A 19,465-nucleotide genomic window follows, 5' to 3' on the forward strand; every position below is an offset into this window, starting at 1 on the left:
TGAATATGAGAAAAATAATACTATCACTTAGCTTGGCTCTAATGAGCCTATACGGTTGCTCAAATGATGATTCAGCAACATTAACAGAAAATAACAACATACCCAGTGAGGAAATAGTTGATACCGTACAACAGCCGATTGATTATAAAATGTGGTTGGATAGTAGCATAAATAGAGATGATTTGCTGGTAAGAAAAAAGACGGGTAATGAAAGCTGGATAGAAATAAACAGAAACCAATTAAGCCGTTATACTATTAAAAATAATGATAGCATTTGGATAACTGCCAATGTTACGGTACAAGGAAATAATTATGTTCGTGGTTATGTTCATAACAGGGCGCACTATTTACAAGGTGAACTTAATAACTATACATTTTATTATTCAGTTGGTAATAATAGGCTAGAATTCAAAAAGAAATTGGAATTTGAGGAAGTTGAAAATCCACCAAAATGGAATGAGGATGGCACACCCATCTTTGAATAAAGAAACAGGTTGGATGAAGTGAGTGAATTTTATTCACTCAAAATTAAGGATAGCTTTTATGCTATCCTTTTTTTATTTACATTAGCAGTCATTCAATTAATAACTAAAAAATTATGAACACAGTAACTACTATTACCTACGATGTATTAATTAAAGATACTCAAGAAGATAAAGAACAAACAATCCTAATCGAACTACCTTATCTTGGTAAGTATATTATTGAACTTAAATCTGAAAACTTAGACCGTATAGGAGTTAATTTAATTTTAGGAAGTGGAAATTATACCCAAACATTAAAGAGTATAAAAGAAGCCATCCAAAAAGATGGCTACGAAATAATAGAAATACGGGAAAGAGTTGACTCATACCCTTCTAAACATGACCCTGATTGGGTTAAAAAAATAAAAGAGCAAATCACCCCCCTAGAGAATGATTGAAATAACTCAACAAGATAGTTTATTGATGATAGTAAGAGTACATCAATACTATCGATGTAAGACTTCTTTTAACAACTTTGCAGAAGCAACAATACAACTTAATAGAAATCATAATACAGAATTACGTATAATTTGTTTTGAACATTATAGCAGTTTTTTATCTCATCTATATGAATACTATTTAAGCTTTATTGAGCAAAGTGACCAATTCAAAAGAAAAGGTAGGTATGTTGATTACCCAAGTGAAAAACCACATATCGTTTCAGATAGGATGTTTAATGAAGAAGTTAACAAGTTGTGTCGGAATCACAAAGCTTCCATTGAAAGAGGTGAAAAGTCTGCTCAGGGATATACAGCCGAATACTATGATTGTACAGTACCAGTAAATTTTGGTGAACATTTCAGAGCAATAAGAAATAGAACAAATCATACTAGTATAAAGAGAGTTTCCTCAACCGATATAAGTTTAAGCAAATTCTTTAAAGAGTATCATAAGTTCATACTAATATTATACTATCAAGCAGGTTATTTATGGAATGTTAATGTAGAGACATTCTGCTGGTTGGAAGTTAAAGATTTTGCTGATGAAGTAAATTCATATATAAATTCAAAAATCACTTAAACAATTTTATTACTCTAAGATTTTCTTTACCCTCTGTACGGTGCTAACTGAGACATCACAAAGCTTTGCAGTTTTCCTGATACTTGTACCACCCCTTAACTCCTTTACAACCGCCTTATGTTTGGATAAGAATTCATTATCTGACAATGTTGTACCCTTTGCCCTACCCTTAAACTTACCTTGTGCTTTAGCTATTTTAATGCCCTGCTCTTGAGATTCCCTTATACTATCCCTCTGCATTTCCGCTACATTTGCAAGTACTGCCGTAATCATTTTAAATGTGGGTGAGGGCTTTCCTCCTACTAAGCTTTCGATACCAAGATTATCAATCTTTAATATTACTCCCATCTTATTAAAGTACTCACAGGTCTCAATAATATTGAAACTATCACGTCCCAATCTATCCAGTTGCGAGGTGCTTATATAATCGATTTCCTTGGCTTCTACTGCATCAATTAATGCTTTGCCTTGCTCGCGTTCATTGAAGGGTACTGCACCGCTTACAACGTCTATAAATACCCTTTCATCGGGGTGTGCTTTTTCAAGCTGTCTAATGTTGTTTTGAGTTGCTGATGAAACTCTTATATACCTGGCTTTTTTCATAGTCTTAAAACGCTTTAAAATGAATATTATATTGATATAACCACCAGCACCAAAGCACTAGATTAGAACCGTTTGTTAATATTTAAAATTCGTAATTATCTAATTTCTCTATCTTATCATCAATGGCTTTTAAAAGCTGGTCAAAGTATAACCCTTTAATCTCATCTTTTATCTTTTCATCTTCAAATAAATACACATCGTAAAGGTCACTAAATGAAAGGCTAATCAATAGCCAGCCTGTATGCCTATGAGCATTGACTTTTAAAAGCAATCCCATATTCTTATAATTCAATTTCAATTCAACACCCCAACTCCAAAATATGGAAGGGGTTGGTTGATGAAGTAACATTAGTGTTTCCGCAACATCGAATGTTCGGCAACAAAGCGTATCCAAGTTTGGATAAATTTTTATTACATTTGTCATAACTAAATAGTATTAGAGGTTCGCTTCTAATGCTTTGGAAGGGATGTTGGTAGCATCCCTTTTTTTATTGGTGGTAATCTCAATATTTCAATGTACTTGTATTCCTTCTTTTGAACAAGACAAATATACAAAATAGTTTTAATGTATTCAAAATAAAGTATAGTTATTTTTGAATACAATTATAATTTTTTTCTTAACCTATTCATTGAGCTACAAGTGTATTCTTTAATGGGTGTCTAAAATGAATACATTAATCGGTACTGGTTTAATGTGAGGTTGTAAGATTGGTGGTTATCTTTGGGGTGAAATTGGGAGGTCTGTTTTGTTATAGTATTTATCTATAATAAATATTTTTATAATAAATAATATTGATTGTTTTTAGTGGGGATGTTTTTATGCGTGATTCATACTATTTGGACTATTTCGGATATTATTATGAAGATTATTTGGACTATTTCGAATATACTATTTGAAGATTATTTGATAATATTTATTGGATGAAATAAATAGTAATAATCTATATAAAAACATTAAACCATCAATATTATTGATGGTTTAATTATTAGGTAGTTACCCTGTTCATTTGGTATATTATCCTCTCTATTGTTTTTTCTGAAAGGTCAAATTCTTCACTCAATATAATATATTTTAGTTGGTTATTATTTACATCATCCAACTCATTATACCTTTCATATATACTTATATCTCTTATAGCTTGATAAGAGAGTATTCCGTTTTTTACGAATTGGAATATTATATCTTCATTGTTTTTTAGTAGTTGGTATCTATTCATTTCGCATTATTTATTCTTAGAGTAAATTCATCAACAGATAAATGTAAATAACTTATTAATTGGGATAATAAATTTGTTTGCCTTATAATAAACTTATCTTCGCTTACTCTTTGATAGTATTCATATTTATATACATTTTCATTCTTGTATAAAATATTATATTTATTATTTGTGAAGTATTTTTCGGTTAATAACACTTCATCTTTAAATTTATATTTCATTGTCTTTTTTCCCTCGGCTTTTGTTATTTTTTGATGAATGCCAGCATTATGGCTTATTAGCCAGCAATTTCTTTATTTTATTGAGAGCTTTATATTTCACTTGCCCTACCCTTTGTTTTGTTATCCCCAGCTTTTCAGCCAGTTCGAGCATTGTTAGCTTTTCCTTATCATCCAACTCATAAAAGTGTTCAATAATAGCCCTCTCATTCTTATTCAGATGTGGTAAGCATGCCTTTATCTTTTCCAATTGTTCTTCATCATAATTATAATCATCCTCATCGGCAGGATTGAAATATTCTGGAAATCTTTCTGTTGTTGTTTTATTAAAATAGTGTTGTACTTCATCCTCTGTAAATAGTCCCGATTCTACAACATCATCTTCACTTATTTCAGTCATCATTTCACCTTCCAACTGCTCTATAAGCTTGTGTATTTTGTAATCGCTTTGCATTTTATGAAACGGGCTTCTTATCAAGTTAACATTAGCTAGTATAAAGTCCATCAGGCTTCTTTTCATGGCGTGTGCTGCATAATATTTGAAAACTGTTCCCCTATCCTCATCATAGCTTTCAATTGCCTTTAGAAGCCCTGTATTAGCTGCTGATATAAGGTCATCCAGTTCAATCATTGGATGGTTCTGTAGGCTGTTGTAATACTTCCTAGCATAGTATCCAACAAGTGGCTGATAACTGATTACAAGGGTGTTTTTTGCCCTGTGTTTGCCCTGCTTATATTCATTTATAAGCAGGAGGGCTTGCTCGTTGGTAATCATTTAGATATGCGCCCATGTTTTTCTTCTTATTATGCTGCTGATGCTTGAAGCTGATACTTCAAACATTGCAGCTAATTTCTTTTGAGTACCAACATCATCCTTATGTTCTGCCAGTAAAGCCCTAATTAATTTGACCTTGGAATTTGATAGCTTTGATTTTGGATGAGCTTCACCCTTGTGTGAACGGTTCTCACTCTTTAAAACCCATCTAAGGTTATCGATAGTGTTATTTTTAGGGTCGTTATCGATATGGTCACACTCATATTCTGATGATGGTCTTTTACATTGGAATGTGAATAACACTAGGTGATGTACATATATCTTTACATCATTTATTATATAGAATAAATACTTTCTTTTACCTCCATTTGAGGATGGCTTAATTATTTTGGTATTACCATTTTTATAGGTATGTCTTAACCTTCCAAGGCTACTTATCTCATAGTTGTTATTCATCTTTACAGCTAGCCATATTTCATTTTTAAGTTGGTCTTCTGTAATGGCTAATTCTCTTTTTTCATTGTTTTTTGTTTTCATTTTTAATTTTCTTTTAACTACTCTTGTACTTTTCAGTACTTATTATTCTTCTTCCCCGCGCTTTCATCTTTTAGTGGCGGGTAATGTAATAGGCATTGTAGCCATGCGGGAAACGAGTTCTTTTTATTTAACTCCCTCAATGCTCGTTTCTTTAGTTGGTAACATTGGAAAAGGAAATCTGTTAGTTCCTCATCCAAATGTTCTTCTTTATTGTCTTTCATATTGTCCGTTTATTATAAATATCATCAAGTTTTGAAAAAGACCATTTTTATTGAAAAAAAATTGATATAAAATGAAAAACCCCAGCAATTGCTGGGGTTCTCATGTGAAAAAAAATAATATTAAAGTGATGCTCCTTCTACTATTCTGCTATTTGAAGCCTGAGCTGTAGTAATGTCATCTAATACAGTTATCGGTGCTGGCAGGTTGAGATTAGCTTTTCCAACGCTCTCTCCAATTTTTTCTGCTAATAAATCATAATCTATATTCCTATTCATATTATTGATGTTACTTATTGATGCTCCTACCAATCCACCGCCTGCGAAGCCTGGTACGCCAATGCTTCTAAAAAACCTGGCTCCACCTGCTCGTTGCTGTTGGTCTTTGTTAAGGATAACTTCACCCTGACCAACATACGCCAGCGTGTCGTCACCGTTTGAAAGCGGTATAGAAAGGTTAGCACCGTTGTTAATTATACCACTAGAAAGCCTTGGGATTTGCCCACCTTCTGCTGCTCGTGGAATAGATATACCAGTTATTTTTTTAACAGCACCAAGTCCACTTGCAATAACAACACCAGTATTCACACCCTTTGCAATAGTAGCAAATGGTTCGGGTAAAACACTTTCAGCAGCCCAAACTTGTGACACCCCTAGGAACGTATTTATCGTTGCTTGGGCAATCGCTGCTGCTTTTCCTGCTGCTGTGTTTTCACCAAGGAGTGTAGCTATATTTCCGAACATATTTGCATAAGCTGATAACTTAGCATTCAGATAAGCGTTTTCAATTTTCTCCTGATTCTTCTTATGTTTTTCTTCTATTAATGATAGGTCAGCCCCATTTTTTTCTGCTGCTTTTTTCTCAGCTTCATACCTATCATTTTCTCTTGACATCTGTAACTCAAAATCATTGGCAAACTTTTCCTCATCCAATATTTTTTTATTCTCAAGGTCAATTGCTTCCTGCTCTTTCTTTGCTTCATCCCTCCTTTTTTGGGCTTCCTCATTGGCTATCCTATTGGCATCATTCAGGGCATTTACAGCATCATTATACTGCTGTTGGTTGATAACTCCTTGCTCTTTTTGAAGTAGAGCAAAATCCAATTCCTTCTTTAAAAGAGCATCATTTTCAGCTACCTTATTATTTAGCTTTTCCTGAGTGAAAAATGAATCATCTGCTTTCTTTTGTTCAAGCGTTTTTTTATAATTTTCAAGTTCTGTTTCCGCAATGGCAACGGTGGCTTCTGCTTGTTTTTTTAAGTAAGTATTTGTTATATTATTTTTATCCGTTTCATATTCGGTGTTGCTCTTTTTCTTTTTTCTATATTCTAGTTCGTTAAGTGCCAACCTTTTTTCCATTATTTGTTTTTCAAAGGCAAGCTGGTCTTGGATACTTTTTTTCTTAAAATCTTGCTGGCTTATGAAAAGGTCAATTTCCTCTTGATGTTTTTTAATAAGGGCGTCAACAGCTTTAGCCTGTTTTTCCAGTGCTTTTTTTGTTTTCTCGGCAGCATTCGGGTCAACATCAGCTACAATATTTCTCTGCTCATTCGTTGTTGATGTATCAACATTTGTTGTTTTTGTACTGGCTTCAACCTCAACGCTTTTTGATTTAAGACTGTCAAGTGATTTATTAATGGCTTCGACATTACCACCAAAGAAATCAATCAATGGCGCAACATTTTCCAATACCGTTTTTATCCCGTCAATAATAGTATTCTTTATTTTCCCGAATACATCATTAACGATATTTAATAAGCCAACAAAACCGACTTTTAAAGCATCAATAGCACCTTGGAAGTCTCCCTCAAATATTTTTTTGAAGAAGTTAACAAATGTGCTGATAGTGTTTGTTATTATCTTAAACTGACCTGTGATAAATTGGAACACAACACCTATTGTTGTTTTGAGCTGAACCCAAGCATTTGCCAGCACAACGCCAACAAAATCAATTAGCGGTTCTAAATCTTCCTTAACCTCATTTATGTACTCAAGCATTGAAACTAATGCTTCGGTAGAAACGATTTTAATATTTGTCCATATATCTCCAAATTTCTCTACATCAAACAGTTCAGCTTGTGCTTTATTAAGTTTTTCTGTTGCTTCAACAAGTTCCAATTGTTTTTTGGCTGTATCATCCAACTGTTTATTACTTGCTTTATTAACAGCCTCAAAAATTTTCAAAGCCCCTCCAGCATCCTCACCAGCACCTTTAAATAAATCTGCCGTTAATTGCGCTTGTTGCTGCTGAGTAAGTTGGGCTTCTGTACTTTTTTGAGCTATTGCATTTAGGGCTTCACTCGTTGTTTTTTCTCCCGTTCTTACCTGTTTTAAAATTTCATTCGTGAATGTTGCACCGAAGGCATTTATAAGTGCATCCCTTGTTGCCTTCCCTTGTTCCTTTAATGCCAAATCAGCTTCTTTGATAGCATCGGGCAACTTATCTGAATATATACCAAGTTCATACCCCTGATTAACTATATTCACAAACTCTTGAGCCGAATATCCAGCATTGGCAAATAGCTGGTCATACTCTCCAATGCTGTCAAGGAACTCTTCATTTTGCGCCCCACCTGCTGCAAGACCCTCGGCTATTATCCTATTGGCTTCACTTATTGAAATTCCATAACTTTTTGATAGGGAATTTGCTTTATTAGCTATATCAGTGAACTCTTTATCAAATGTATCAGCCGTAGCTGTTATTTCACTTCTAACACCAGAAAGAGCCCTTTCGTTCAAAATAACCCGTTGTATCTTCTGCGGAAGCGGGATATATGGGTTCATCAAAGGCAAAACTAACAGGCTCTAATTGTATATTGCTTGTAAAGCGGGTTAGGCTTTTTACGGTTTTAAACTCGGCTGCCAATGCAGCCAGTTCGGCATCTTTTTCAATAAGTTCCTTTTGTAGTTGCTGTTCCGTTAGCTGTAAGGTTTTTATGCTTGCCGTTACCGTGCCTAGTTTGTTTTTATAATGTTTTACACTGTCGGCTAACGCTTCTTCGTTTTGCTTGGCAATGTTTCTATCATAGTTATTCTTTTCGCATTGTAAAAACAGAGCCACGATAAGGAATATAATAACTCCGTACGGTAAATATTTTTTTATAAAGAAACCCATTTGTAAGTTACACCATCTATTACTTCTTCAAAGGTTTCACCCTTGTTATACTTAGCTTGGAGTGTTCTCCACGTATGACCAAATGTCTTCTCAAAATGTGGTCTATCTTTAAAGCTAGTCCAATCACCTCCCCATGTCCATCCCTTTGACTTGAAATAGTTGGTTACTTCCATCCAATCGGCAGTACCGTCTTTATCAAAGTCAGCTTTAGTGTCCCATGATGCAGCCTCAAATATTCCATCACCGTTTTTGTCTAATAGTAGAACAATGTCAAGAGCAAGACCATAGTTGTGTATGGACTGACCACCCTTAGCATTGGTCACCTTACCAAGCCTTTTACCGTTATTATCAAATAGTTTGGTTCTACCTTGAGCATAAAGCTCATCTTGTTCTTTGGTAGTTCTAAGAGTATATGCGAATCTCAGCCTTACACCCTTGCCTAATAGTTTATTATTGGCATAGGTGTACATATCCAGTACTTCATCCCTTACTTTGGGATGAAGTAATTTGATTCTATCTAAAGTTATATTATCCATAAATAATATATACCGGTGACAGATAATAATGTAAAGGGGTATTTTAATTATTTTTATGTGCGGAATTTATAAATCTCTGTTAACCTCTGTATTTACTGGTGTTATAGAGTATTATTTTCATAAAACATACAGATATGACACCGTGAGGTTGATTTACCCAAGGCAAGCCTGTCATATCTGTATGTTTTCATTAATTTATCTCTGTAAAGCCTTGAATTTACTATGCTTTACAGATATTTATAAATTCCGCATTGTATAAAATATACAATTAGTTATTACATTAACCAGAAGGTTAGGTTCATTTTGCCCCTATGCTACTAAAATATATCAAATTGAAAACTTGCAACTAGCCAAAAAAATGTGTATTTTTACCTTATTACCACCCATCATAAAAAAAGTTGAAAATATTTTTCAAAAAAAGTTCACTTTTTGAATAATTAGACTATTTATAGATAACAAGGTCAGCATAGACCTTTAAAAAGCCTCGGTTTCCTTTAGGGTAGCTCCCTAAAGGTTTCTGTACCGAGTAAAAAAAACAGAAATAATTATCTCTATCGTGGGATAAAGGGCAAAAACAGAAATAATTGAAAAGCCTTAAAAATGAGAAAAGGTACATACCACAACCTTTAAAAGAATTACTACTAAATAGCCAATACAAGAGAAAAGATGACTTGTATTGCATTATTGACCTTATTTACAGAAAACAAGTTTACTTTAAAAATGACCTTCAAAAACAATATGGATATTGTGAGATTGCAAGAGCATCATTTTTAAAATTTATTCCCGACCCACATAACGTTAAAGCTGCCATTGATTACCTTGTAGAGCAAGGTTATATAATGCGTAATGACTTCTTTGTATATGGTGTGAAAGCGAAAGGTTATAAGGTATCTAAAGAATACCTTGGAACTAAGGTAGCGGTTGAAATAACAGACCCTAAAATGAATATTAGAATTAAAAAAGAAAAATTATCATTGCGAAAAAAGAGGGTTACGAATCTTGAATTTCAAAAAAGTAGATATTATAAAACATTCAAGATAAATGAAAATGAAGCCCTACAAGCTGCTAAAGATAAAGCGATGGGTCAAATCAAAACATTGCTTTTAAACATCAAATATAGGCTCTCAGATAGTCAAATAAGTGATGTTATTGATTGTAAAGGGAATCACATTAAAAGTAGAAATATGATTCTTCAATGTGAGGGTGGTAACCAACTTCATTCTATATTGCACCGCTTGATGATTCACCAACAACAAATATATGCTATTGCTGACGGTTGGTTATACTTCAAAAGGAACAGCACTAACGGACGTTTGGATAGCAATCTAACATCATTACCATCTTACTTGAGAAAGTTCATTATAAGCGATGAAACGCTTTATAACATTGATATAAAGAACTCTCAACCTTACTTTTTATACACTAGATTAAGGAATGAGCCAACAGTTGATAAAAACGAGGTTGAACATTACGGTGAACTTGCTGTAAGTGGTCAATTATATGAATATATAGCTGATAAATTTAAAGATATAACAGGTAAAACAAAGGATAGAGAGCAGACAAAAAGAATGCTATTTAAAATATTCTACTCAAAAATAACCAGCTTTCAATCCTATAAAAATGTTTTCAGAAATATATTCCCTTCAATAATGGAATATATTGATACCACCAATACTGATAAGCATAATACATTAGCCGTAGCTATGCAAACAATGGAAAGTCACGCTATATTGGATGTTGTTATGCCAGCCTGTAAAGCAGTTGGAATTACACCTCTGACAATTCATGATAGTTTTATAGTAGCAGAAAGTGAAGCATCAACGGTAAGGGATATTTTTGAAAATGAATTTAAAAAGATGTTTGGATTAGTTCCAGCATTGCATTATCAAAATATTTTTGAAACAGAAAACGATGATTGTGAAGACGATATTGATTTTGAGGATATTTTAAGTGATTTTGATGATAAACACGACAATAACGAGATAATTGAAACTATTTATTTAGATGATAGACAAAAGAGTGCATAAGCATTTAAAGAATAGTAAAAAAGCTCACACTCTTTATCTGGTAGCATTACAACACCCAATTACAAAAGAGATATTCTGCAAAGTGGGTATCACAGCGTATTCGATTCAAATGAGATTTATTGATTGTGACTATGAAATAAAATACAGTAAGGAATACCCCTTTTCTAATGGCATTGAGGCGAGAGGTTGGGAAAGCCTTTTACTTGAAAAGATTATACCTTATGATTGGCACTATTATCCAAAGCTTAAAAGCTTTGCAGGAAAAACAGAATGTTATGAGTTAACGAAAATAAGGCAAATTGAAAGCCTTATGGATGATGTCCTTATTCCAAAAAAGAGAGGTAGGAAAAGTAAAAAAAATAAAACTTCAATTGTTCTAAAAAGCATACCCAGCTATAAAAGTATGGTAATAGATTATGGAATTGCAATTGAGTATATTGATAATAATGATGAGTACGATTGTGTACCTGAATTAACTGAAAAACTCATCCTTTGGGGTGATGAATGGGAAATATGAAAGAAAAAATATCTAAAAATAAACTTACTACAGTTCACAAATGGGTGTACAATGAACGGAAAATGACAATTGAACAATATAAGCACGCGCCCGACTATATTACATTTTTTGGTGGTGTGTATGTTCCTGTTGAAAAAGCTGAATATTCCCTTACCAAAATTAGCCGATTGCAGAAACAACTGAGACAAATGTTGTATAATTATCTATGTGGAAATGGATTGGATAGTGATAATTATATACTTAAAATAGACGCTCCTGTGAAGCCAACTAAGGAAAAGGTGTACTTAGAGGTGGGGATGACATTTAAACCCCTTAAAACGGATGATTTGGCTTCATTTGAGGGGCTTTGCGAAATGTTTATGGGTGAAATAGAAGAAGGGGTGAATCAAATCACCCCTTCTTGATACTTCATAGTTCAGTATATGGAAAATATAATGCTCCTTTTAGCCTTATCGAAATATGTTGCCAGTACTTAGATTCAAAAGTCCACCCATTACTCCTTAAATATAGTGCTATTGAATGTAAAGAAGTTACTTTTTCAAATCCATCAGCGGGTTCTTCTAAAAATTGAATATATGGTTTATGTTTTTTATTTACAAGAACATAAAGAGGATGTTCCCTGAGATTCCAATAATCTTCAAATTCGATTCCTCCGAAAAGTTTTATATCGTAACTCTTTTTCTCCATCATAAAGTGTCTGTCATGTTATAATATTTAGAAATAAATGTATAAAAAATAACTACTAATAAGCTTAATTAGGTTCTAGCCACCTTTGGTTCTTTCTTTGGTAATCTCAGTTTCATTTTGAGGTCGAGATTCATTACCCCCGAATTGTAAAAGTTACCAGTGTGTCTTCATCAAAAGGAAAATGTTCGGTAACGCCTTTTTTGGCAAGGCAGTAATCATAAAAGTTTTGTATATCCATGATATATTAATTTCCCGATTGTTTATCCAAATTTCCTAAATGGGTAAATTTAAAGCCCTTTTCATATTTTAGTCCGTAGCCGGCAAGCCTATCCATTCGGGAATGAGAGAATAGTATTACCCCCGCTAACTGAACTATTTGATTATTTAAATAAACACCCGCTAAATATACCGCTATGGCAACACCGGTATGATGAAAAAAGTTATAACTCCACGCACCTGCTTTGTTACCCAGCGCATAACCCAACATACTAACATCAGGCGCAAGGATGAGCACTAAAAACCACCACCAGTCAAAACCGAGCAGGCTGAAAAGATATATTCCCAGCCCGAATAATGCTAACTCTTCAAGTTTTAATAATAGTTTCATTGTATTACATATAAAACAGGTTTACTTGGCGAAGCATCATTTACAAATGATGCTATTTGAAGGTTAAGCAAATACATACCATCAGTAACCGAATCAGGCACAAAAACCATTTCGGTTATAGTAGCATCATGTCGCGCATCTGTATTCAGGTTGTTTACATCTTTTACATTCCAAAATGCCTTGTGTGCTAACAGCTTGCCTTCGTCTTCTTCCTTATCCACGCTCGGCAAGTCTATCAGTAAGTGCTTAATACCGCATTCACGTATGTGCAATGCTGCTGCTGCTTCAAGATAAGGCGGATTGCTGTTACTATAGTTTTTGGATTGTTTTGCAGTATCATTAGGTAAGGTTCGAATTACTATTGCTTCGGGCGTTTTACCGTTTAAAGCATTTTCAATTTGCGATTGGGTTATAACCAAATCCTCTCCCTGCGCCTCCGGTATTACGGAAATTAGTTCGGCTATAAAAAAGAATTTTTTTAGCGCATCATTTATACTGTAAAAATCTTTTGTAATATGCCCCAAACATTCGGTGTGCGTACCGTGACCGTGCGGGTTAAAGCTGATATTGTTAAAGTTGGTAGATGAGCCTTTGCCTACCTTACCTACCCAGTCGCCCATCGTTACAGGTTCGATAACAGGTTTATCAATGTACCACGCAATCGGGTTGTTATCATCTGCCGAAAGCGGAATGGAAATATCTATAGGATTGGAAAAATCGGTGGTATAGGTAACGCCGTTGTGCGTTATAGTAGTTTTCATGTGTTGCTGCGTTATACCGCCAAAGCGGAATTGGTTGTTATTCCAAATTTATGAAAAACAAATCGCTGGCAATGCCATCGGCTAAAAATTTACCTTTTCGGGTAGTTTTTATAATACCCTGCTCAAAAGACAACAGTCCGTTATCTGTAAACACTGTCATTTCTTTAAGAAGATGGTTATAATACACCTCGCCAAACTCCTGCTGTACGCGCTCTGCCGAAACGCCCCAAATGGTGCGTAAACCTGTCATGATATACTCATTATATCGGTCGGTTATGGTAAGTTCTTCTCGTTCCAATGGCAATTCATTATTCCCAATAGCTTTTAAGTATAAAGCATTGTTAGCAATATTCCAGCTCCGGCTGATACCATTATAACTATGCGCCGAAGGACCTATGCCCAAGTATTTTTTACCCAGCCAATAGGCAGTATTATTTTGCGAAAAATAACCCGTTTTACCAAAATTAGAAAGTTCATAATGTACAAAACCATTGGCTTCGAGGGTATCAACTAACAATAAAAAATGTTGTTGGGCAACCTCATCATTAGGCTGAGCAATAATTCCTTTTTGTATAAAAGTGTGCAATGCTGTTTTGGGTTCTACCGTAAGGGCGTAACTGGAAATGTGCGGTACTCCGAATGCCAATGCTTTTTTTATATTTTGCTGCCAGCGCTCATTAGTCATTCCGGGAATACCGTATATCAAATCGATGGAAATATTATCGAAATGTTTAATGGCTTCAGCAATACACTCGGCTGCCTCTTGGGCATTGTGCGCACGATTCATCAGCTTTAAATCTTCTTCAAAAAAGGATTGTACCCCAATACTCAATCTGTTGATCGGGCTTTTGGATAATTCGATTATTCGGTTGCCTGATAAATCATCAGGATTAGCCTCTAAAGTAATTTCAGGATTGGGAGCAATAGTGAAGTTTGCATAAACGGCATCGATAATGCGCTGTATTTCAACATTTGATAGAACCGAAGGCGTGCCTCCGCCAAAATAGATGGTTTGTATAACCTCATCCCCCAATTCATTTTTACGGATGCTAATTTCATTGGCAATAGCCGCAATCATTTCATCTTTCTTTTTTAGTGAAGTAGAAAAATGAAAATCGCAATAATGGCATGCCTGTTTGCAAAAGGGTATGTGGATGTAGATACCTGCTCCTTTTTTGTTGAGCAAAAAGGATAAAGCATCATGAGCGGTATGTAAAGACTTAGCTGTCATTATTTTGAAACCCTGCCTTCATTTTGTTTTATAAAAGCATCCCAACCTGTATAGCTTTTGCCTACTGTTGTTTTATTGGAATTGAAAAAATGGCATACGGCTGCTGCCAATCCATCAGTACTATCGAGGTTTTTGGGTAATTCGCCAATATCTAATAGCTGTTGCAGCATTTTTGCCACTTGCTCTTTGCTGGCATTACCGTTACCGGTAATAGCCATTTTTATCTTTTTGGGTTCATACTCGGTAATGGGTATCTGGCGCGACAGTCCTGCTGCCATAGCCACACCCTGCGCCCTCCCCAGCTTGAGCATCGACTGTACGTTTTTACCAAAAAACGGGGCTTCTATAGCAATCTCATCAGGATGGTGGGTATCTATAAGCTCGATGGTGCGCTCAAAAATTATCTTGAGTTTAAGGTAGTGATCGTCATATTTTTTAAGTTGCAGCTCGTTGAGTTGTATAAACTCCATCTTTTTATTTACCACCTTTATAAGCCCAAAACCCATAATGGTAGTACCGGGGTCGATACCTAATATAATACGTTCGTTTGCCAATGTAATTTCTTTGTTTTACGCAATACGCAAAGCTAAACAATTCCGAACGGTTTTTGGGCAGATTGCTACTCTACATTAATAATAACAGGAAGTATAAATTTTGTGGTAACAGGTATTCCTTCTTTCTGTGCCGATTCGATTTCAGGAAAATCAACTAATCGGCTTTTCAATATACTGTCTATGGCAATACTTGCAGGGCTGAGGCTGTCCTGTTCAAATTGCGGCTTAAATTCCAGATGAGAATCGGCAAACACGGTAACCTCAACATTAATAGTATCTATTTGCGGGTATAGTATTGCTATGGTATCGGCATCCAGTTTTTCCTGTACCAGTCTTGCCATGGTTTCGAAAAAGCATTCTTTGCGCTGTTGCTTGTCAGTTATCGCCTCGCACCCTGCTATGGATGGATAGCTGGTTACTTCTTTCCAATCAATCTCTTCCAATCGTTTATCTACCAGCTCTTGTTTATCGGGTACTTGCCCGCCAAACCACCGGCAGGAGCTTATAAGAAACAACGAGAATATAATAATTACTTTTTTCATTACCGAAAGGCAGGCTATGCTATTGACTGCCAAAAGTAAGGAAAAAATAAATGACGGTAAGAATATGAAAAGGTTAAATCAAAACCTTAATAACCCTTTACTACTATGGGTTTTCTTTTATTTAAGGCTTTATGTAATTTTTGAATTCCTGTTAAAAAAAACTTACACACCTGATTTTAAGCATTTTTTGACCTAAAAAAAACATTCATATTGTTTTTTTCTTACATTTGCCGATAAATATTTATTTTTTAAATAAACCACCCTCAATATGCTTAAAAAATTACCTCAAATTACGCTTGCTATTATAGCGTTTTTACTGTTATCCAACAGCTCTGCTTACTGTCAGAGTCCCACAAATCCTGCCCTTGGGTTTAATGTTTTTGCCAAAAATAATTTAAAATTAGTAACCAACGAATCTGAAGGACCTGTTGCCTGTGGCGGAGACCTTACGATTGCAGGTAACTACCAGGCAGCTATAGGCGATGCGGGTACATTTACGGTAAACAATGTTAAAATAGGTCTTTTGGTAGGCGGAAAAGTAAATTACCAGTCCGGTAATGCTTTACAGATCAATCAAAATGCTTATGTAAAAATAGGAAACGGTAGCGGTTCCTACGTTTGGTATTATGACCAAAATAATGCTGCCTCACCTATCAGGATTACACCAAGTTCAGATTACAACTCATCGCCCAGAATTATGCTTCAGGCTAATGCTAACCAATTGGGTGTTGGTGTAAATAACAACCCTGTTATTCAGAGTAATTTAATTGATTTTGCAAGTGCATTTCAAACTATGGAAGCTTCTTCTTTAAGCATCTCGCAATGTACCGGTAATGCACAATTAACTAACGCAAATGGGCAAACTATACCAAATACCGGTTTGCCAAATCAGGTTAAAATCAACTTGCAGAATGGTATCAACTACCTGAATGTAACAGGAGCGGACATGAACAACGTACAGACGTTTACATACAACCAGCAGCCAAGCGCATCAAAAATTCTGGTAATTAATGTAGATGCTCCCGGTACTTTTGTTTGGAATGTTTGGAATCAGTCAGGGGTAGGTTTTAGCCAGTGCCCGTACATATTATATAATTTTTACAATACTACAGAGTTAAAAATTGAAGGAAGCTCAACTATTGAGGGAACTGTTTATGCTCCTTTTGCCGATATTATTAAAACTGTTAACCAATCGAACATTGAAGGTCAGGTTATCGGTAAGTCGTTTTATCAAAGTGGCGGAGAAGTGCACTATGCCATTTTCACGCCAAGTCTTACAGGTTGTGCTCCTGTGGCAGGTGTACCCCCTACAGCAGGGTTTAATATAAATGATATTGCCCAGTGTTTGGCTAATAACGAATTTGTTTTTGGCAATACATCAAACACAGGTAGCGCGGTACAGCCCGAAGCGCCGTTAAGCTACTCATGGGATTTTGGCGACAGTACAACCAGTACTGATATGAACCCTGTTAAAGTTTATACTGCGGCAGGAACGTATGATGTAACGCTTACTACTACAAACACCTACGGTTCGGACACCGAAACTATACAGGTTATGGTTTACCCTTCGGTTGATGCAATAGTTAATCAATCCACTCTAAGTTCAGGTTCAGGCTCCATTACCAAGCAATTTACATTGACTAACAGTGCTGATTTTACAAGTTACTCATGGGCTTTATCAGGAGGTGGTTCCGGTTTATTTGCAAATCAAAATACAGTAAACTTTGAGTTTACCCAAGCAGGTTATTATGAAGTTACCGTTACAACTGTTGATGCTAACGGATGCGAAAACACTATTGTTATTCCTGTAGTAATTGCTTCGGAAGATGTAAATACAGGTAACGACGGAGGCTTGGAAAGCGAGAGCTTAGGCGATGCGGTATCTAAAAGATATGTTCAGCGAAAAATGAAGAGCGTTCGTACAGCCTTTATTAAAACCGATGCCCTGCTGTATAACAAAACCGGTAACGAGTTTATGGCACGTTCTTCAAGCGGACAGACGCTTGCAGATATGTTCCCTGCCCAGTTAGTATCGGGTAATGTGGCTCACGTTACTTCTCCTACCGATATTTTAGATTATACCGTTGCAGAAGAAGTACTGAGTGTTGACTTTTCATTAGAGGAAAAAACTAAGGCGGTTGTATTAGGTGTCAGGACATCCAATAAAGTTTATAACCACACCAAAGCATCTTGCGACAGGCTTCGCGGTGCGGAAATACTGAATGTGAAAACAATTGAGATTAATGGCTACAACTTCCTGATACAGGCTATAAAACAACGAAACGGAGTGGTAGAATATGCTATATCTTTTGCTGTTGGTAAAAATAACAACGAACATAAATATTCGCTGCAAACCAACTGGTTCGTAAAAGAATATACTCCGGCAAACGATGTATATAACTTTCAGGTTTGGGCTACCACACCGGAAGATACTCAAAAACTGGTAAAAGATATTTTGAACAATCTTAACTCGTATGCTCCTTTGCAGCAAACAGAGGTACAGAAAATGCCAAAAACTTATGCTGCAAAAGTATGGAGAGAGGGCATTGATATGGTACTGAAACTGAGAAGCACTAAAGAGGCAAAAAGTATAGAGATTTCTATGGACGAGGTTTACAGCGAAACTAACGGTTTTGCCCTACGCTATAACCCATTTATTCCTGAGGCAGAACAAACCGTAAGGCTGGAAATAAAAGACGGCTATGAGTATGACGGAATAATCAGAGTAAATGGTGAAATTCAGGATGTTTTCTATCATGCTGATGGTAACTGGGGCTTGGATTATGATGCTGCCTATACAACCATAAACAAATATGTAGTTTCTAACAATTTTGACAGAGTTTATGAAGATGACGAGATGCCCGTTCACAGAAATGTGCAGTTGCAAGCGCATAGCGAATATGACTATTTAACGCTATATAAATCGTTATTACCGGGCAACCTGCCTGCCGATTATACCGAATACGGGTTCTTGTCCTTTAAAGCCAAAGGAAGCGGTTTACTGGAGTTGGGCTTGGTAAAATCATCCGTAGAAGAATGGAAACATCAATACAGAGCCATTATTAATGTAGGAGAAGAAGAACAAACCTACTACGTTCCTTTTGATTTCTTTACATCAACAGGCACAAATAAGAAAATTACTGCTGATGATTTGTCTATGATTACTTTTACTTTCTTGCCTGTAGAGGCAGGCACTAACGACTTGGATTTAACCATTGAGAATGTACGATTTACTAAATCTGCTCCCGAAGGTTATAAAGAGTTGTTAAACACTATGAAAAACGAGTTTATGGTATATCCTAATCCGTCTATTGGCAATGTAAACTGCCTGCTCTATAGTGATACCGCTACACCTGCTACGGTAACACTTTATGACATTACAGGAAAAGTAATTTACACTGCTCCTGTTAGCCTGGAAGAAGGCAGAAACGAATTGAATTTTAATTTTAATGTTCCTTCAGGGTTAATGTTCCTTAACGTTACAAGCCCTACAATGGATTTCGGAACTTCTAAAATTATTTTCCAATAAAACAAACACCATACTTTAGTTGTAAAGAGCTACCCATAGGTAGCTCTTTTTATTTCCATTAACCTCAGCTTTTTCATACAAACGTGAAGTAAGAACAAGTTTCAAATAAAGTATATAAATCAAAAAAGCCCTCCAAATAAATGGAAAGCTTTTCATTGGTCTAACTACTAAACCTACCGCTCTCGCGGCATAAACAACACAACTAATCTTAAATATTTTTCGGCGAAAAAAGCCTTTCGTTTTTTAT

21 protein-coding genes and 1 pseudogene are annotated in these 19,465 nt (G+C 35.4%); 7 read left to right on the plus strand and 15 right to left on the minus strand.

The window, feature by feature from the left end; genetic code table 11:
* Positions 1-5: 5 nt before the first annotated feature.
* The 3 genes from E0W68_RS02180 to E0W68_RS02190 all read left to right on the plus strand — a co-directional run bounded on the left by E0W68_RS02180 (position 6) and on the right by E0W68_RS02190 (position 1,544).
* Positions 6-485, plus strand: a complete 480-nt coding sequence (locus E0W68_RS02180) for a hypothetical protein (RefSeq protein WP_135217757.1) — start codon at positions 6-8, stop codon at positions 483-485.
* Between the two features lie 113 nt (positions 486-598).
* Positions 599-922: a hypothetical protein gene (locus tag E0W68_RS02185; protein ID WP_135217758.1), complete on the plus strand. Its 324-nt coding sequence runs from the start codon at positions 599-601 to the stop codon at positions 920-922.
* The gene (locus tag E0W68_RS02190) at positions 915-1,544 is read left to right on the plus strand and encodes a hypothetical protein (RefSeq protein ID WP_135217759.1); all 630 of its coding nucleotides are present in this window, start codon (positions 915-917) and stop codon (positions 1,542-1,544) included. The genes E0W68_RS02185 and E0W68_RS02190 overlap by 8 nt, the downstream gene beginning before the upstream one ends.
* Before the next feature lie 9 nt (positions 1,545-1,553).
* On the opposite strand, the gene E0W68_RS02195 is transcribed toward E0W68_RS02190, so the two are convergent.
* The 8 genes from E0W68_RS02195 to E0W68_RS02230 all read right to left on the minus strand — a co-directional run bounded on the left by E0W68_RS02195 (position 1,554) and on the right by E0W68_RS02230 (position 8,763).
* Positions 1,554-2,147, minus strand: a complete 594-nt coding sequence (locus E0W68_RS02195; RefSeq protein ID WP_135217760.1) for a recombinase family protein — start codon at positions 2,145-2,147, stop codon at positions 1,554-1,556.
* A gap of 82 nt (positions 2,148-2,229) precedes the next feature.
* Entirely contained in the window at positions 2,230-2,571 is a 342-nt protein-coding gene (locus E0W68_RS02200) for a hypothetical protein (RefSeq protein WP_135217761.1), read from the minus strand.
* Positions 2,572-3,133: 562 nt separating this feature from the next.
* Positions 3,134-3,364 (minus strand): hypothetical protein, encoded by a 231-nt coding sequence (locus E0W68_RS02205; protein WP_135217762.1) that lies wholly within the window; start codon positions 3,362-3,364, stop codon positions 3,134-3,136.
* A gap of 267 nt (positions 3,365-3,631) precedes the next feature.
* Positions 3,632-4,357: a sigma-70 family RNA polymerase sigma factor gene (locus E0W68_RS02210; RefSeq protein ID WP_135217763.1), complete on the minus strand. Its 726-nt coding sequence runs from the start codon at positions 4,355-4,357 to the stop codon at positions 3,632-3,634.
* Positions 4,358-4,894: an HNH endonuclease gene (locus E0W68_RS02215; RefSeq protein ID WP_135217764.1), complete on the minus strand. Its 537-nt coding sequence runs from the start codon at positions 4,892-4,894 to the stop codon at positions 4,358-4,360.
* Positions 4,895-5,235: 341 nt separating this feature from the next.
* The gene (locus tag E0W68_RS02220; protein ID WP_135217765.1) at positions 5,236-7,851 is read right to left on the minus strand and encodes a phage tail tape measure protein; all 2,616 of its coding nucleotides are present in this window, start codon (positions 7,849-7,851) and stop codon (positions 5,236-5,238) included.
* Complete coding sequence (locus E0W68_RS02225; protein WP_135217766.1) at positions 7,823-8,227, minus strand: DUF6549 family protein; 405 nt, start codon at positions 8,225-8,227, stop codon at positions 7,823-7,825. Before E0W68_RS02225 ends, E0W68_RS02220 begins: the two co-directional genes overlap by 29 nt.
* Positions 8,212-8,763, minus strand: coding sequence for a M15 family metallopeptidase (locus tag E0W68_RS02230; protein ID WP_135217767.1), 552 nt, complete (start codon positions 8,761-8,763; stop codon positions 8,212-8,214). The genes E0W68_RS02225 and E0W68_RS02230 overlap by 16 nt, the downstream gene beginning before the upstream one ends.
* A 584-nt stretch (positions 8,764-9,347) precedes the next feature.
* Between E0W68_RS02230 and E0W68_RS02235 the strand changes: the two genes are divergently transcribed.
* From E0W68_RS02235 to E0W68_RS02245, 3 genes are all read left to right on the plus strand, one after another.
* On the plus strand, positions 9,348-10,790 hold the full coding sequence (locus E0W68_RS02235) for a hypothetical protein (RefSeq protein ID WP_135217768.1): 1,443 nt from the start codon (positions 9,348-9,350) through the stop codon (positions 10,788-10,790).
* A complete protein-coding gene (locus E0W68_RS02240) occupies positions 10,768-11,307 on the plus strand; it encodes a hypothetical protein (RefSeq protein ID WP_135217769.1) in 540 nt (179 codons plus the stop codon). Before E0W68_RS02235 ends, E0W68_RS02240 begins: the two co-directional genes overlap by 23 nt.
* A 62-nt stretch (positions 11,308-11,369) precedes the next feature.
* Positions 11,370-11,711: a hypothetical protein gene (locus E0W68_RS02245; protein WP_135217770.1), complete on the plus strand. Its 342-nt coding sequence runs from the start codon at positions 11,370-11,372 to the stop codon at positions 11,709-11,711.
* Between the two features lie 4 nt (positions 11,712-11,715).
* Here E0W68_RS02245 and E0W68_RS02250 read toward each other — a convergent pair whose 3' ends face one another.
* From E0W68_RS02250 to E0W68_RS02280, 7 genes and pseudogenes are all read right to left on the minus strand, one after another.
* The gene (locus E0W68_RS02250; RefSeq protein ID WP_135217771.1) at positions 11,716-11,997 is read right to left on the minus strand and encodes a hypothetical protein; all 282 of its coding nucleotides are present in this window, start codon (positions 11,995-11,997) and stop codon (positions 11,716-11,718) included.
* Positions 11,998-12,148: 151 nt separating this feature from the next.
* Positions 12,149-12,232, minus strand: a pseudogene (locus E0W68_RS02255) (MmcQ/YjbR family DNA-binding protein); the annotation flags it as partial.
* A 6-nt stretch (positions 12,233-12,238) separates the two neighbouring features.
* Positions 12,239-12,601, minus strand: coding sequence for a DUF4260 domain-containing protein (locus tag E0W68_RS02260; RefSeq protein ID WP_135217772.1), 363 nt, complete (start codon positions 12,599-12,601; stop codon positions 12,239-12,241).
* The gene (locus E0W68_RS02265; RefSeq protein WP_135217773.1) at positions 12,598-13,362 is read right to left on the minus strand and encodes a cyclase family protein; all 765 of its coding nucleotides are present in this window, start codon (positions 13,360-13,362) and stop codon (positions 12,598-12,600) included. The genes E0W68_RS02260 and E0W68_RS02265 overlap by 4 nt, the downstream gene beginning before the upstream one ends.
* Before the next feature lie 37 nt (positions 13,363-13,399).
* Positions 13,400-14,593: a radical SAM family heme chaperone HemW gene (gene hemW / locus E0W68_RS02270; RefSeq protein WP_135217774.1), complete on the minus strand. Its 1,194-nt coding sequence runs from the start codon at positions 14,591-14,593 to the stop codon at positions 13,400-13,402.
* Positions 14,593-15,147 (minus strand): crossover junction endodeoxyribonuclease RuvC, encoded by a 555-nt coding sequence (gene ruvC / locus E0W68_RS02275; RefSeq protein ID WP_135217775.1) that lies wholly within the window; start codon positions 15,145-15,147, stop codon positions 14,593-14,595. The genes hemW and ruvC overlap by 1 nt, the downstream gene beginning before the upstream one ends.
* A gap of 65 nt (positions 15,148-15,212) precedes the next feature.
* Positions 15,213-15,689, minus strand: coding sequence for a hypothetical protein (locus tag E0W68_RS02280; RefSeq protein ID WP_135217776.1), 477 nt, complete (start codon positions 15,687-15,689; stop codon positions 15,213-15,215).
* A gap of 268 nt (positions 15,690-15,957) precedes the next feature.
* Between E0W68_RS02280 and E0W68_RS02285 the strand changes: the two genes are divergently transcribed.
* A complete protein-coding gene (locus E0W68_RS02285; RefSeq protein ID WP_135217777.1) occupies positions 15,958-19,218 on the plus strand; it encodes a collagen-binding domain-containing protein in 3,261 nt (1,086 codons plus the stop codon).
* The last annotated feature ends 247 nt before the right edge of the window (positions 19,219-19,465 follow it).

This window comes from Flavobacterium salilacus subsp. salilacus (genome assembly GCF_004634195.1).
In the GTDB taxonomy this organism is placed as follows: Bacteria; Bacteroidota; Bacteroidia; order Flavobacteriales; family Flavobacteriaceae; genus Flavobacterium; species Flavobacterium salilacus.